This window comes from Rothia koreensis, assembly GCF_052232265.1.
Lineage (GTDB): Bacteria > Actinomycetota > Actinomycetes > Actinomycetales > Micrococcaceae > Rothia > Rothia koreensis.
In genome coordinates this window covers 2,210,477-2,226,328 of record NZ_CP197643.1, presented here as the reverse complement: position 1 = coordinate 2,226,328, position 15,852 = coordinate 2,210,477, and the positions used below count along the sequence as shown (strand labels likewise).

General features: G+C 65.2%; 9 protein-coding genes. 7 read left to right on the top strand and 2 right to left on the bottom strand.

The window, feature by feature from the left end:
- Positions 1-247: 247 nt before the first annotated feature.
- Positions 248-1,645: an RNA polymerase sigma factor gene (locus ACTSLZ_RS09910; protein ID WP_129315820.1), complete on the top strand. Its 1,398-nt coding sequence runs from the start codon at positions 248-250 to the stop codon at positions 1,643-1,645.
- A 142-nt stretch (positions 1,646-1,787) separates the two neighbouring features.
- Here ACTSLZ_RS09910 and ACTSLZ_RS09905 read toward each other — a convergent pair whose 3' ends face one another.
- Positions 1,788-2,000 (bottom strand): DUF7455 domain-containing protein, encoded by a 213-nt coding sequence (locus ACTSLZ_RS09905; RefSeq protein WP_443094907.1) that lies wholly within the window; start codon positions 1,998-2,000, stop codon positions 1,788-1,790.
- A 255-nt stretch (positions 2,001-2,255) separates the two neighbouring features.
- Here ACTSLZ_RS09905 and ACTSLZ_RS09900 point away from each other — a divergent pair, with 255 nt between their 5' ends.
- The 6 genes from ACTSLZ_RS09900 (at position 2,256) to ACTSLZ_RS09875 (ending at position 13,184) form a co-directional block, all read left to right on the top strand.
- Complete coding sequence (locus tag ACTSLZ_RS09900; protein WP_443094906.1) at positions 2,256-4,364, top strand: DNA gyrase/topoisomerase IV subunit B; 2,109 nt, start codon at positions 2,256-2,258, stop codon at positions 4,362-4,364.
- Between the two features lie 98 nt (positions 4,365-4,462).
- A complete protein-coding gene (locus tag ACTSLZ_RS09895; protein WP_443094905.1) occupies positions 4,463-5,500 on the top strand; it encodes a malate dehydrogenase in 1,038 nt (345 codons plus the stop codon).
- Between the two features lie 172 nt (positions 5,501-5,672).
- The gene (locus ACTSLZ_RS09890; protein ID WP_443094904.1) at positions 5,673-7,256 is read left to right on the top strand and encodes a cytochrome ubiquinol oxidase subunit I; all 1,584 of its coding nucleotides are present in this window, start codon (positions 5,673-5,675) and stop codon (positions 7,254-7,256) included.
- 12 nt (positions 7,257-7,268) lie between these two features.
- Positions 7,269-8,333 (top strand): cytochrome d ubiquinol oxidase subunit II, encoded by a 1,065-nt coding sequence (gene cydB / locus ACTSLZ_RS09885; RefSeq protein ID WP_129315815.1) that lies wholly within the window; start codon positions 7,269-7,271, stop codon positions 8,331-8,333.
- A gap of 9 nt (positions 8,334-8,342) precedes the next feature.
- Positions 8,343-12,086 (top strand): thiol reductant ABC exporter subunit CydC, encoded by a 3,744-nt coding sequence (cydC, locus tag ACTSLZ_RS09880; RefSeq protein ID WP_443094903.1) that lies wholly within the window; start codon positions 8,343-8,345, stop codon positions 12,084-12,086.
- 66 nt (positions 12,087-12,152) lie between these two features.
- Positions 12,153-13,184, top strand: a complete 1,032-nt coding sequence (locus ACTSLZ_RS09875) for an endonuclease/exonuclease/phosphatase family protein (RefSeq protein WP_443094902.1) — start codon at positions 12,153-12,155, stop codon at positions 13,182-13,184.
- 25 nt (positions 13,185-13,209) lie between these two features.
- On the opposite strand, the gene ACTSLZ_RS09870 is transcribed toward ACTSLZ_RS09875, so the two are convergent.
- Entirely contained in the window at positions 13,210-15,768 is a 2,559-nt protein-coding gene (locus tag ACTSLZ_RS09870) for a DNA gyrase/topoisomerase IV subunit A (protein WP_443094901.1), read from the bottom strand.
- Positions 15,769-15,852 lie beyond the last annotated feature (84 nt).

Sequence of the window (15,852 nt, the reverse complement as noted above, 5' to 3'; positions counted from 1 at the left end):
CTGCGAAGGAAAAATCTGACACAATGACTGACCGAAGACCCCGTCTTGCCTATGGTGCACCGCACCTCACGTGGCCCGGCGAATTGACGTTCCGATCAGGGAATAAATGCGGCGTATGCCAAGTTGTCCTGTGTGTACGGCCTTGCAAGCCCACGTGAAATTCCCGCGTACGCGGGATCCCGGGCTTGACAGGGTCATAGGTGTTTCAACCACCTGCGCACACAGGACATGGAAGAAAGGTTTTTGAGTGTCACCAGTTGCACACAAGAAGTCGGAATCCGGCGATACCCAGGTCAAGGAAAAGACCACGGTGTCCGCCGGGGCGAAGAAGAGCGCCGACTCGGCGTCGTCGTCAAAAACCTCCACGGCTTCCAAGAGCACGGCTCAGACCAAGACCACGGCCAAGAAGGCCACTTCTAAGTCGACTGCCACGAAGTCCGCACCGAAGAAGACGGCCGCGAAGACTTCGGGCAAGAAGCGGGTGGACGCCGACTCCCCGGAGGAGACGACGGACACGTCAGTCACGACGGCCGACACCGCCCCGGAGGAGACCGAGGAGATCGTCGAAGGCGAGGTCGAGACCGAGACCGTCGACGCCCTGGCCACGGAGAAACAGGGCGACGAGGACCAGGACACCGAAGAGAAGAAGACGGTTGCCGCACGCGGCAACGGCTTCGTGATCTCCACGACCGACGACGACGACGAACCCGCCCAACGGGTCATCGCCCCAGGGGCGACCGCGGATCCGGTCAAGGACTACCTGAAGCAAATCGGCAAGGTCTCTCTGCTGAACGCCGAGCAGGAAGTCGACCTCGCGATGCGCATCGAGGCCGGTCTGTACGCCGAGCACAAGCTCAAGGACAACAAGGACTCGCTGAGCCGCGAAGAGCGCAAGGAACTGCGTTGGGTCATCCACGACGGCAAGCGCGCCAAGAACCACTTGCTGGAGGCCAACCTCCGACTCGTGGTCTCGCTGGCCAAGCGGTACACAGGTCGCGGGATGCTGTTCCTCGACCTGATCCAGGAGGGCAACCTCGGCCTCATCCGTGCGGTCGAGAAGTTCGACTACTCCAAGGGGTTCAAGTTCTCCACGTACGCGACGTGGTGGATCCGTCAGGCCATTACCCGCGCCATGGCCGACCAGGCTCGCACCATCCGCATCCCGGTCCACATGGTCGAGGTCATCAACAAGCTGGCCCGCGTCCAGCGCCAGATGCTTCAGGACCTGGGTCGTGAGCCTGCCCCGGAGGAACTCGCCAAGGAACTGGACATGACTCCGGAGAAGGTTGTCGAGGTTCAGAAGTACGGTCGCGAGCCCATCTCGCTCCACACGCCCCTCGGCGAAGACGGCGACTCCGAATTCGGTGACCTGATCGAAGACTCCGAGGCAGTCGTCCCGGCCGACGCCGTCTCCTTCACCCTGTTGCAGGAGCAGTTGCACTCCGTCCTGGACACCCTGTCCGAACGGGAAGCCGGCGTCGTCGCGATGAGGTTCGGTATGACCGACGGGCAGCCCAAGACTCTCGACGAGATCGGGAAGGTCTATGGTGTCACCCGCGAGCGTATAAGACAGATAGAGTCCAAGACGATGTCGAAGCTTCGGCATCCTTCGCGCTCGCAGGTCTTGCGCGACTACTTGGACTGATGGGCAGCAATCCGGCAGGTTCCCGGGTTCGGCGAAAGCCGGGAACCTGCCGGAGGAAAGAACAAGGCCCCGGACCGCTCGAGCGGTCCGGGGCCTTGTTCGTGTCCCGAGGGGTCGCCCCCGGGACGAGGATACTGCGGAATCAGACGGACGGAGTCGTGGTCAGACGATCACGTTCGTCCTGCCACAAGCCAGCCATGGGGCGAAGCTTTCCCTCATTGGTGGTCGCGTGGTGAGCGCAGAACAGCAACTCGCCACCGGTGTTCTCGAGGACCACGCGAACGTAGGCCTGGGCCCCGCAGGAATCGCAACGGTCGGTTGCGTTGAGCTCTCGAGCTTCCAATGTCGCCGTCATGATTTTCCTCCTGACGTCTACGGCCGATCAGTGCCTTCGGGTTCCACCGTTCCCGTCCGGAAGTGGCGGGCCGACTGCGGAATCGCTGACCGGTTTGAGTGTTCATCCATGCAAACACGCGGAGCCGCTGATTTCATCCCCATTCGGCGTCGTTCGCTGTGGGCTTTGACCCGCAGAGATGCCGGATGCGCTTAGACTGGAGGTCGCGCCTTTGCGGCCCACCACCACATCGAGTTTGTCAGGAGCCCCGTCTCAGTGTCGCCGAAGAAGTCCGAGTACACCGCCCACCAGCTCTCCGTACTGGAAGGGCTGGAAGCCGTCCGGAAACGACCCGGTATGTACATCGGGTCCACCGACTCGCGCGGTGTCATGCACTGTCTCTGGGAGATCATCGACAACTCGGTCGACGAGACCCTCGCCGGATACGGCCAGAACATCGAGATCGTGCTCAATCGGGACGGGTCCGTCGAGGTCGCCGACGACGGCCGAGGCATTCCCATCGACATCGAACCGCGAACCGGTTTGACCGGCGTCGAGGTGGTCTTCACCAAACTGCATGCGGGCGGAAAGTTCGGTGGCGGAACCTACAACGCGGTCGGTGGCCTGCACGGCGTCGGCGCCTCCGTGGTCAACGCGCTGTCGTCCCGACTCGACGTCCAGGTGGACCGGGGGTCGAAGACCTACCAAATGTCCTTCCAACGAGGGATTCCCGGAATTTTCGACGACGGGGGAGTTCCCCAACCTGACGTGCCGTTCACCCCGGCCGAAGGCAAGGCCGCACTCGAGGTGGTTGGCAAGGCTCGTCGGGGAGCGACCGGAACGCGGGTTCGTTATTGGGCGGATCGACAGATCTTCACCCCGGACGCGAAATTCGATTACGAGCGACTCCTCGAACGAGCACGTCAGACGAGTTTCCTGGTTCCCGGCCTGCGTCTGGCCATCCGCGACGAACGTCGGCTGCCAGGCACGCCGGGGGCCGACGGGCCGCACGAAGAGGTCTTCCAGCACGATGGCGGAATCTCGGAATACGTGGAGTTCCTCGCCCCGGACTCGGCACTGACCGACGTCTGGAGGTTCCAGGGGGCGGACAGCTTCAAGGAGACGGTCCCGGTCCTGGACTCGAACGGTCACAGCCAGCTCACCGAAGTCGAACGCGAGTGCGAAGTCGACATCGCGATGCGGTGGGGAACCGGGTACGAAACCAACCTGCGTTCTTACGTAAACATCATCGCGACCCCCAAGGGCGGAACACACGTCACGGGCTTCGAACAAGGCCTGTTGCGAACCCTGCGCAAGGAAGTGACCGCGAACGCCCGAAAGCTCAAGGCTGGATCCGACAAGATCGAGAAGGACGACGCCCTCGCCGGACTCACCGCGGTGCTCAACGTGCGCCTCGTCGAGCCCCAGTTCGAGGGGCAGACCAAGGAAGTCTTGGGAACCCCGGCGGTTCGTTCGATCGTGACCAAGGTGCTGTCGCGTGAGCTCGACAAGATGCTGAATTCGCGGAACCGGACGGAGAAACAACAGAGTTCGGCGGTCCTGGAAAAGGTCGTCGCCGAGATGAAATCCCGCATTTCGGCGCGGGTCCACAAGGAAACCCAGCGTCGCAAGAACGCTCTGGAAACCTCCACGATGCCGTCCAAGCTCGTGGACTGCCGCTCCAACGACGTCGACCATTCCGAGTTGTTCATCGTGGAGGGTGACTCCGCGCTCGGCACCGCACGGTTGGCGCGGTCCTCTCAGTACCAGGCCCTGCTGCCGATCCGCGGCAAAATCCTGAACGTCCAAAAAGCCTCGATCACGGACATGTTGGCCAACGCCGAGTGCGCGGCACTCATCCAGGTGATCGGGGCAGGTTCCGGGCGGAGTTTCGACCTGGACGCCGCCCGATACGGCAAGGTCGTCATGATGACCGACGCCGACGTCGACGGCGCGCACATCAGGACCCTTCTTCTCACGCTGTTCTATCGCTACATGCGTCCGCTGGTCGATGCGGGACGGGTGTACGCGGCGGTGCCGCCGCTGCACCGCGTCGAGGTCGTCACGGGCGGGGGGAAGCCCAACGAGATGCTCTACACCTACTCCGAGCGGGAGCTCCACCAGGTCCTGACGCGGCTCGAGGCGGAAGGGAAGCGGTACAAGGAACCCATTCAGCGGTACAAGGGTCTGGGCGAAATGGACGCCGACCAACTCGCGGAGACCACGATGGACCCGCGGCATCGTCTGCTGCGTCGCGTCCGGATCGAGGACGCCGAGGCCGCGGAACGTGCTTTCTCGCTGTTGATGGGGTCGGAGGTGGCCCCGCGCAAGGAGTTCTTGATCAGCAATGCTGATCAGCTGGACCTCGAGCAGATCGACGCCTGAGCGCGGCGGCCTCCTCCGGCCCGCGGCCACGGGCAGGTGCCCGGAGCCCCGTACGTCGAACGGCGGGTCCCACGTCACACGGCACTATACTGTGCCGCATGAGTACCTCTGCTGACACCCTCCTTCCACCCGTCACCGTGACCGTGACCGGCGCGGCCGGTCAGATCGGTTACGCAAGTCTGTTCCGCATCGCCAACGGCGACATGCTCGGCAAGAATCAGCCCGTGCGACTGCGTCTCCTCGAAATTCCGCAGGCCAGGCAGGCCGCCGAAGGCACTGCGATGGAGCTGGCCGACGGCGCCTTCCCGCTCCTCGAATCCGTCGACGTCTTCGACGACGCCGCTCAAGCATTCGACGGGACCGGCTTCGGTCTGCTCATCGGCTCGAAACCCCGCCAAAAAGGCATGGAACGAGGGGACCTCCTCGGGGCCAACGCCGGAATCTTCTCCGTCCAGGGCGCCGCACTCAACGAGGCGGCCGCGGACGATGTCCGGATTGTGGTGGTCGGCAACCCGGCGAACACCAACGCGCTCATCGCGTCCTCCCACGCCCCGGACATCCCGTCCGAGCGATTCACCGCCATGACCAGACTGGACCACAATCGGGCTCTCGCACAGATCGCGCACGCCACCGGATCGCCCGTCGGCGAGGTCGAGCGCATGACGATCTGGGGAAACCACTCGGCCACTCAGGTGCCGGACCTGGATCAGGTCACCATTGCGGGACGTCCGGTGCGTGATGTCCTCTCCGAACGCGGGCTGGGGGAGGAATGGGTCCGCACGACCTTCATTCCGACCGTGGCTCAGCGGGGTGCCGAAATCATCGCCGTGCGCGGCGGTTCATCGGTGGCCTCGGCCGCTCATGCGGCACTCGCACACGTCCACGATTGGGTTCTGGGCACCCCCGATGGGGACTGGACGTCCATGGCCGTGGTCTCCGACGGCTCCTACGGCGTGGACGAAGGCTTGATCAGCTCGTTCCCCGTGACCTGCAGGTCGGGTGAGTATGAGATTAATCATGGTGTCGATTTGTCCGAGGACGCCCGACGCCGGCTCGAATCGAGCGTTTCCGAGCTTCGGGAAGAACGCGACACGGTCCGAGCGAAAGGGTTGTTGGGACCCAAAGCGGGACACTAGGTGATTCGCTCTTTGGGGCCTCGTGGCGGGCCCCAAAGGGTGAAAATTACCCTTTCCGGGCTGTCAAGACGTCGGCCCGACGGGCTCGTCGGACGCCCAGAACCGGTTGCTACCTTGTAGGTATCCGGCCCGTTCGGACCGGTCGAGTGCTTTCAGTAGCGCGAGGAGAACCGTGGATACTGTAGAAATCGCCCGCTGGCAATTCGGGACCACCACCGTCTATCACTTCATGATGGTTCCACTGACCCTGGGACTGGGGATGGTCGTCGCGATCCTGAACCTCATGTGGGTCAGGACAGGAAAAGAAGAGTACCTCAGGATGACGAAATTCTGGGGAAAGCTGTACCTGATCAACTTCATCATGGGCGTGGCCACCGGCCTCGTCCAGGAATTCCAATTCGGAATGGCATGGAGCGAGTACTCCCGATTCGTGGGTGACGTCTTCGGTGCTCCCTTGGCCATGGAAGGCCTGCTGGCCTTCTTCGTCGAGTCGACGTTCCTCGGGCTGTGGATCTTCGGGTGGAAGAAACTCAAGCCCGCCATCCACGCCCTCTGCCTTCTCGCCGCGGTCGCGGCCTCGTGGCTGTCCGCGTTCTTCATCGTGATCGCCAACTCGTGGATGCAGCATCCCGTCGGGTACGACATCGTGGACGGTCGCCCCATCCTGAACGACGTGATGGCTGTGCTGACGAACAACACGGCGATCGTGGCCATCATCCACACGCTCTTCGGCTCGGTGGCCGTCGCCGGATCGTTCCTGCTGGGCATCGCTTGGTACAAGCTGTGGAAGCGGCGCAGCCAGGGAATCGACACGGTCGATGAGAACGGCTACGTGGTCGTCGGAGACTCCGGCAAGGGCGCCCAGGACAAGAAGGACTACGCGGTGTGGTTCCGCTCCCTTCGCATCGGCATCCTCATCGGAGTCATCGGCTTCCTCGGGACCGCATTCAGCGGCCACGCCCAGGCCCAGCTCATGATCCACCAGCAACCTCTCAAGATGGCGGCCGCCGAGGCCGCATGCCACGACGGCACCGCATTCTCCGTGCTGACCCTTTCCGACCCCAGCGCACGCAACTGCTCGAACGTGGACACCATTTTCGAGATTCCGGGTCTGCTGTCCTTCTTGGCCCACGACAACTTCCACACGGACGTCAAGGGCATCAACACGTTGCAGCCCGAGTACGAGCACATGTACGGAACCAATTTGGGAGACGAACCCCAGTACGGGGATCGTTCCGGTGAAGACATCCACTACGTGCCGCTGATGATCGTCACCTACTGGGGATTCCGGCTCATGATCACCTTCGGGGGCCTGGCCGCCCTCGCCTGCGCTCTGGCGTGGTGGCTGACCAGAAAGGGGACGGTCCCACAATCCAAGTGGCTCATGCGCCTGGCCGTCTTCGGCATCCTCGCGCCCTTCGGCGCCAATGTCACCGGGTGGGTGTTCACCGAGATGGGGCGGCAGCCATTCGTCGTCGCCCCCAACCCGGATCTGCCCCTCGGACAACGGATCTACATGTTCACCGAGGCGGCGGTTTCGCCGAATGTGTCCGCGGGCGAGTTGCTGTTCTCGCTCATCTCCCTGGTCCTCATCTATGCCGTCCTGATGGTCGTGGAGGTATTCCTGATCGCCAGGTACGTCCGAACAGGAGTTGTCGCCTCCATGCCGGAGTTGGTCACGTCCGACAAGGACGACGACGACACGAACGACCCCGACAGCCACAAGAACGACGACGTCCTGGCCTTCGCCTACTAGGAGCAACCCATCATGTTCGAAGAATTTGTTGGACAACCCGGATTGCCGACCCTGTGGTTCCTCGTGGTCGGAGTGCTTCTCATCGGATACATCGTTCTCGATGGGTTCGACCTCGGCGTCGGCATGCTGATGGGGCGGATCTTCTCCCGCAATGAGAAGGAACGCCGTCTGCTGCTGAACACGATCGGTCCCGTATGGGACGGCAACGAAGTATGGCTGGTGACCGGTGGCGCGGCCATCTTTGCCGCATTCCCGATGTGGTATGCCGCGCTGTTCTCGGCGCTGTACATTCCGCTGACCCTGATCCTCCTGGCATTGATCCTGAGAGCAGTGTCGATCGAATACAGGGGCAAGTTGACGGGCCCTCGGTGGGAGCCCCGGTGGAACGCGATCATGTCCGTGGCGTCGTTCTTCATCGCGTTCCTCATCGGAGCGGCCCTCGCCATCACGACGACGGGGCTTCCGCTGAACGACAATGCGGACCGCGTCGGTGGTCCGTTCGCGTGGCTGACCGTGCCGGCCGTGATCGGCGGCTTGGGCATGGTCGGCTTCAGTCTGGTCCACGGGCTGGCATTCCTGGCCCTCAAGACGGACGGCGAGGTGCGTCATCGGGCGCGAACCATGATGGTTCGGATCCTTCCCGTGGCCCTGCTGCCGATGGTTGCGTGGGCCGTGTGGCTCCAGGTGATCGGCGCGACCCCGCTGTCGTTGACCCTGCTGGTCATCGCGGCTGCAGCGGCCCTCGCGTCCTGGATCTTCGCGATCAGGGGGCGGGAAGGTATTGCCTTCACGGCCATTGCGGGATTCGCGGTCTTCGGGGCCTTGTCGATCTTCATGGCCGCCTACCCGAACGTCTTGCCGACCACCATGGCGGATGGGACCACATTGACCATCGCGAATGCGTCGTCCTCGCCGTACACGCTGAAGATCATGACCATCGTGGCAGCCATAGGGCTCCCCGTGCTGTTTCTCTACCAGGGGTGGACCTACTGGGTGTTCCGCAAGCGGCTCTCGGCGGAGCACATTCCCGAGGCGCACAGAATTACGGAACTCTCCGAGCACCCCAACGCGGGCTGACCGATTGTTGTGAGCGTCGCCGACAACGACCAACAGGACCGGCGGCGGGCGAACCGGCGTCCGCCGGTGGGCCCGCATGCACGACGAGTCCTCCCGGTTCTGGGTGCCCTGAGCGCGCTGAGAGCCCTCGGACTCGTTGGGTTCTCCGCGGCCGTGGGGTCGTTGATGACCGCTCTCGCGCAGGCGGCCTTCACCGCGGCCTCCCACGGGGTGGGCGAAACGGCCTCCACCGGGTGGACCGACTTTATCGGGTCCCACTCCGCCGGGGCCGACGGTATCCTCCCTCACTGGCTGACAGGGTCCGATCCCGGCTCGTGGTCCTGGGGTGCCGTGGTTCTCGGCGTGGCGGGTCTGGCCCTTCGGGCGCTCGCGGATTGGGGTCTCTCGGTTGCAGCGCAGCGCGCGGCGACCGAGACGAAGTCGACGATCCGTCAGGGCGTGCTGCGTCGAGTTCTCTCAGCTCCGCGCTCCCGGACCGCCGGCGGAACGGCCGCATCCGACGGCGCCGTGGCAGTCCTCGTCTCCCGCGGGTTGGACGCCCTGGACGACTACTACGTCAGAACAATCACGGCACTGGTCTCCACAGGAGTCATCCCGGCGATCCTGCTGGTGGTGGTGCTTCTGGCCGACCCCATCAGCGCCTTGGTGCTGGTGCTGACCCTGCCGCTGGTTCCCGTTTTCATGGTCCTCATCGGGAAAACGACCCAGAACGACACGCGCGAAGCCCAGTCCCAATTGCTGAGGCTGTCCCAGCACATCGTCGAGCTCTCTCGCGGCCTGCCCGTCCTGGTCGGTCTGAAGAGGGAGCAAGCGCAGTCCCGGGCCCTGAACGATTTGGGGGAGTCGTACCGGAAGCGAATCATGACGACCCTGCGCTCGGCGTTCCAGTCCTCCCTCGCCCTCGAGCTGATTACCACCATCTCGGTGGCTCTCGTGGCGGTGTTCATCGGATTGCGTCTCGTCTCGGGCCAGATCGGTCTCGACACCGCGTTGCTGGTCCTGTTGCTGGCACCGGAGTGCTTCCAGCCCCTGCGAGATGTCGGGACCGCTTTCCACCAATCCCAGGACGGCGTCGACGCCCTGCGCCGCTCGGAAGAGATCCTCGAGGAACCCACCGGCGCATCCGTGGTTTCGCCTTCTTCGGACGCCGCAATTTCGGTATCGGGGCTCACGGTCGAGTACCCCGGCCGAGGACGAGCGCTCGACGATGTGTCCTTCGTCCTGGGACCGGGAACCACGACCCTCCTCACCGGCCCCTCCGGCTGCGGGAAAACCACTTTGCTCAAGACCATGGCCGACATGGTGCGCGACGGACACGACGCCCGGGCCGGCGACCGGACGGCCGTCGCCGGTTCCGTCTTCGTACCCGACTCGGTCGCTTGGATCGGACAGTCGCCCAGTTTTCTTGCGGCCACGGTCGTGGAGGAGGTGGGCCTCTATGCGAATCCGGAGAACGCTTCCACGTGGCTGGGCGACCTGACGGGGCAGAACGGAGAATCCCAGGAGGAGGCGACTCGGGCTCGGGCACTGTGGGGGCCGGTGATCGACGCCTCGCTCAGGTCGGTCGGCCTCGAAGACCTCGGCTCCGTGGCACCCGCGGCGTTGTCCGCGGGCCAGGCACGTCGCCTCGCGATTGCCCGCGTTCTGGCCGCGGTACGCCCCGCCGGGGGAGATCTGCAAGGGCGTTCGACGGGGCCGAGCCAGTGGCTGGTGCTCGTCGACGAGCCGACGGCGCACCTTGACCGCCGGGCCGCCGGCATGGTCAGCGACGCATTGCGGGAGCTGACCGAATCGGGGGCGACTGTTCTGTGGGTAACCCACGATCCGGCGGCGGCCCCGAGCTCTGCGGGCCGCATAGACCTCGACCAGGCGGGTCGCCTCGTCCGACATGTCCAGGCCACCCGGAGTGAACGGGTCACGAGCGCTCCGGCGAAGGGATGCACGACTGCCGCGGACGCCCTGGGAACCGAGTGCGGTGACCGTGAGCGACGTGCCACCCCGCACCACGGCTCGTGGAGCGCAGACGGAGGCCGCAATGGCTCCTGGACGTCCGGTGTCCGGGGAACACTGCGAACCCTGTTCCGGGTGACGGGCCTCCGTGCGTCCCAAGTGTGGGCGCCCGTCCTCCTGTCCTTCCTCACGGTGGCATTCGGCGCATCCCTGACGGCCCTGTCCGGTTGGCTGATCGTCAGGGCCTCACAGCAACCCGGGATGATGTACCTGATGGTCGCGATCGTGGGGGTGAGGTTCTTCGGTCTGGGGCGGGCGGTCTTCCGCTATCTCGAACGTCTCCTGACTCACGACGTCGTCCTCAAGGCGGCCAACAGACTTCGGTCGAACGCGTGGGATTCCATGGGGGAGACCGCGCTGAGCCTCAGATCGCTGTTGCGGGGCGGTACCTTCTTGGACAGGCTCGTCGGGGACGTGGACGAAGTCCGTGATTCTCTTCCCCGCGTTCTCCTCCCGATTGCGACCAACGTTCCCACGATGATCGCGGCCGTCATCGCCACATACCTGACCGTGCCCTCCGCAACGTGGGTTGTCGCCGCGGCGGCACTCGTGACGAGCCTGCTGGCGCCGTGGCTCGTCCTGGTGGCCGACCGACGTGCCGAAACGGCAAGTCGCGACGCCGTTCAACGAACCCTGAGGGGCGCTCTGGGCGCGATGGAAAGCGCCGAAGACCTGAAGGGCAACCGTCTCGGCGACGCCGTCCTCAGGGTCCTTGCCGGCCAGGATCGCCTCGCCCTCGCGGCCGCCCGGCGTTCCGCGACCGCGACGGGGCTGGGCAATGCTCTGTCCTTGGCGACCTGGTGGGCGGCGGCACTGGGGATCGCGGTCATTGCATGGGACCCGGTGTCGACGGGCGATATCGCGGCACCTGTCGCCGCGATACCCGTTCTGCTGTGCACGGCCCTCGTGGAACCCTCCTCCCAGGCCATTGATTCCGTGCGGGCCTGGCCCGCATTCGCCCGGCTGGTCGCCAAGATCAGCCCCATGTCGGAAGCACCTGCGTCACCATCGCATCCCGCAGGAATTCCCGGGCAGCGAGATGATCGGGAACCAACGGAGCCGTCGGACGCACGGGAGCTGTGCCTTGACGATATTTCGGCGCGCTGGCCCGGGATGGCAGAACCTGCGATTCGCGGCGTGACCGGCCGGGTCGGCCGCGGCCAGGCGCTTGGGATCACCGGCCCGTCCGGGGCGGGCAAGACGACCACCCTCGCTGTCCTCCTCGGATTTCTGCGCCCGGAGCGTGGCTCAATCCGCGTCGACGGCCGTGAAATGGCGCCCGAGCAATTGCGCGGCGCCTCCGCCTGGTGCCCGCAGGATGCCTACATCTTCGATTCGACGGTGCGCGGAAACCTGCTGCTGGCCAGACCCCGGGAGTCGGCTCCATCGGACCAGGAACTCGACACCATGGTGCGCCGGGTCGGTCTCGGAAGTCTCCTGGACTCGATGGAGTACGGGCTGGACACCCGCGTCGGCGCCGGCGGATCGCGATTGTCCGGGGGACAGCGCCAACGGCTCGCGATGGCCCGAGCGCTTCTGACCAATGCGCCCTTCCTCCTGGTCGACGAACCGACGGCCCACCTTGACGAGCCTTCGGCCGCGGCTCTGGTCGAGGAACTCGACAGGGCAACCCGAGGCTCCTCCGACGAAGCGGGCCCGGGTACTATAGTCATTTCACATCGCCCCACCGATCTCGGCCACTGCCGGTCCGTCGTCACCCTGGGACGTGGCGCAGGCCAGTAGTTGGGTCGCGTGCGGCAGGGTCGAACCCCGAGCGCGCCTGCGGGCGTTCAAGGAGCAGCACAGCACATGCGCCGCACACTGAAGGTTCTCTCGACCGTCGCCCTGATCCCCGCCTTCTACCTTCTGTTCGTGCTGCTGACCCCATGGCTCCAGCGCCAGGGAACGGGGCTGGCCGCCCCGTGGACCACGAGTCTCGTCGTGGGGCAGGTCCTCGCATTTCCGCAGATCATCGGCGGAATCATGGCGATATTCTTCCTCGTCTGGATCGCCGCCGGATGGCTTCTGCGACGCGTGTCCGGGCGGAACCGACGGCCCAACGGGACGCCCCTGGTGGGCTTCCTCGTCTCGGCGATGTGCGTGGCTCTGGCTCTCCACCCGGTGTCGGGTCCGCAGGAGGGGCCGACCGAGGGGCGGACGATGTCGGTGGTCAGCTGGAATGTCCACGACGAACTCACCCGAGCCGACCTCGGGCACGTGGTCCGGGGCAACCCCGAAGTCGTCGTGCTCCCCGAGGCCAGCACGGGCCCGCTCGAGAAGTACCTCTCCGAGCTCGGCAAGGACTCGGACTACCAAGTCTTTTCCACGAGTACCGGCTCCGGCCTCTCACCGACCAGCGTGCTGATTTCCAAGAGCCTCGGTACGTACCAGATCGCCGAGGGCGAGGAGCCGACAGTGGGGACTCTCGCCCTCCGGCCGGCCGACCCCGCGTCGTCGAACCCCGTGGTTCTGGGAGTCCACACGGCGAGCCCGGTTCCGCGATGGATGGACCAGTGGGACAGCGACGTCGGCTCGGTCCTGGACGACGTGTGCACGCCACGTCGCGACGACTCGCCGCGCCCGGTCATTGCCGCCGGCGACTACAACGCCAACCCGTGGCACGGACACATGGCCACGATCCCGGGGCGCGACGGGTGCACGAACGCACTTCCCGCATCAGGCGTCTCCCGGGGCACGTGGCCCAGCTCCCTGGCCGCGTGGACCAGAACCCAGATCGACCACGTCGTCGTCAACGGCGACATGCGGGTCGACGACGCCGACGTGATGCCCATCGAAGGACCCTCGGATCACGTTCCGGTCCGGGCGACCCTCCGATTCTGAGAAGGGCCCAGGACCCGGAGCGCGCTCAGGGGTCGACGGTGTCGTCGGCGTCGTCCCGGACCGAACCGTCCTCGGCGCCGGACCCGAGAGCGGGGCCGATCGCGTCGATCGATTGGGACAGGGGCACGCCGGAACCGTCCCGAGCGCCGAACTCGGTCGGGAGGGATCGGGCGACGCCCGCGGCCGAGACAGCCTTCGCCGGGCCTCTGCCCGCCCAGGCGAGCTTCAGACCGGATTCGCCCTTCAGGAAACGATGCGCCCGGACACCGCCCGTCGCACGGCCCTTGGCCGGATACTCCCCGAATTCGGTGATCTTGGCCGATCCGGCTTCCGTCCCCGGCAACGATTCGTCGGCTTCGGAGACCGTCACGACCACGGCCGACTCGGTGGGGGACAACGCACCGAAGTAGATGACTCTGTCGCCTTCGGCGACCTTGATGCCCGCCACGCCACCGGCGCTCTTGCCCTGCGGGCGCACCTTGGCGGCGTCGAAGGTCAGCAACTTGGCCTCGCGGGTGATGAACACCAGGTTGTCGTCATTCGATGCGTGGCAGGCCCCCACCACCTCGTCTCCGACCTTGAGCGCAATGATCGGCCAGTCGTCCCTGTTCAACGGGTAGTCCGGGTTGACCCGCTTGACCACGCCCTGGGCCGTGCCCAGCGCGATGACCTGATTCAGGGGGACCAACGCAATCAGCGACTCATTCTTCTCCAGCGTCAGGAATTCCTTGACCTTGACCCCGGTTCCGAGGTTCGGTGCGCTGCCCGACAACTCCATCAGCGGAATGTCCATCACATTGAGCCGCACCATGCGCCCGGACGAGACAACCGCACCGATTTCCCCACGCGCCGTGGCCGGAACCAGCGAGCGCAGCGCATCGTGCTTAATCCTCTTGCCCGGATCCTCGAAGGACTCCCGCCCGCGTGGGCCCCCAGGGGTGCGACCGAGTTGTCCCGAGGTGGACAGGGCGACCCAACACGGGTCGTCCGCGATTTCCAGAGCCAGACCCAGCCCTTTCTTCGTGGAGGCGGCGCCGCTGTCCGTGGCCGCCGAGGCGAGCGCGGCCAGGTCGTCCGAGTCCGCCAGCTCGGTCCGTCGGTCGGTCCCGTACCGCTCGGCGACCTCGCCCAGCTCATCCGAGACGACGCCGCGCAACTTCTGGTCCGAGGCCAGGATCGACTCGAGCTCGGCGATGGTGGCTCTGAGCTCGTCCCTCTCGGCCTCCAGCTCGATGCGGGAGAACTTGGTCAGCTGACGCAGACGCAGTTCCAGGATGTGGTTCGCCTGGGCTTCGCTCAGGTCGAAGACCATCATGAGTCGTTCCCGAGCCTGGGCCGTCTGGTCGGAGGAGCGGATGATCTCGATGACTTCGTCGATGTCGAGGATGGCAACGAGCAGGCCCTCGACCAGGTGCAGCCTGTCCTTGGACTTGCCGAGCCGGTAGGTCGTGCGTCGACGAACGACGTCGATGCGGTGCTCCACGTAGACCCTGAGCAGGTCCAGGAGCCCCAGGGTCTGTGGCTGCCCGTCCACCAGGGCGACGTTGTTGATGCCGAAGGAGTCCTCGAGCGGCGTGTGCTTGAACAAGGACTGCATGACGGCGTGCGGGTTGAATCCGTTCTTGAGTTCGACCACGAGCCGGGTGCCGTTCTTGCGGTCGGTCAGGTCGACGACGTCGGAAATTCCGGACAGTTTCTTCGACTGGACGCCGTCCTTGATCTTGTCGATGACCTTTTCGGTCCCGACCAGGTACGGCAATTCGGTGATGACCAGGCCCTGCTTGCGCGCGGTGACCTGTTCGACCGTGATCTTGGCGCGGGATTTGAAGGAGCCGCGGCCGGTCGCGTAGGCGTCCTTGATCCCGGACAGGCCGACGATCTTGCCTCCCGTGGGCAGATCCGGCCCGGGAATGAACCGCATGATGTCTTCGAGACTCGCGTCCGGGTTGTCGATCAGGTGCCGCGCCCCGGCGATGACCTCGCGGAGGTTGTGAGGGGCCATGTTCGTGGCCATGCCGACGGCGATGCCGGAGGTGCCGTTGACCAGAAGGTTGGGGAAGGCGGCCGGGAGGACCCCTGGCTGCGTGAACTGGTTGTCGTAGTTCGGGACGAAGTCGACGACGTCCTCGTCCAGGTCACCGGTCAGCGCGAGGGCCGCGGGAGCCATGCGGGCTTCGGTGTACCGCGCCGCGGCGGGGCCGTCGTCGACGGAGCCGAAGTTGCCGTGTCCGTCCACGAGCGGCAGCCGCATCGCGAAATGTTGGGCGAGGCGGACCATCGCGTCGTAGATCGCCCCGTCGCCGTGGGGGTGGAGCTTGCCCATGACTTCGCCGACCACGCGGGCCGACTTCACGTGCCCCCGGTCTGGTCGCAGGCCCATCTGCGTCATCATGTAGAGGATTCGTCTCTGGACCGGTTTGAGGCCGTCCCGCGCGTCCGGGAGCGCCCGCGAATAGATCACCGAGTACGAGTACTCGAGGAAGCTCGTCTCCATTTCGGAGGACACATCGATATCGACGATGTTCTCGACGACGTCGAGCGGGAAATCCTCGGGAGTGTGCGACGACTTGCGGCGGGGGGCCATCTGTGAATCCTCACGGTCTGACGGTCATGGGCCTCACCAGTGTAGAACAATAGGAACCTGTGACTTGCGATACTAGACTGGGAG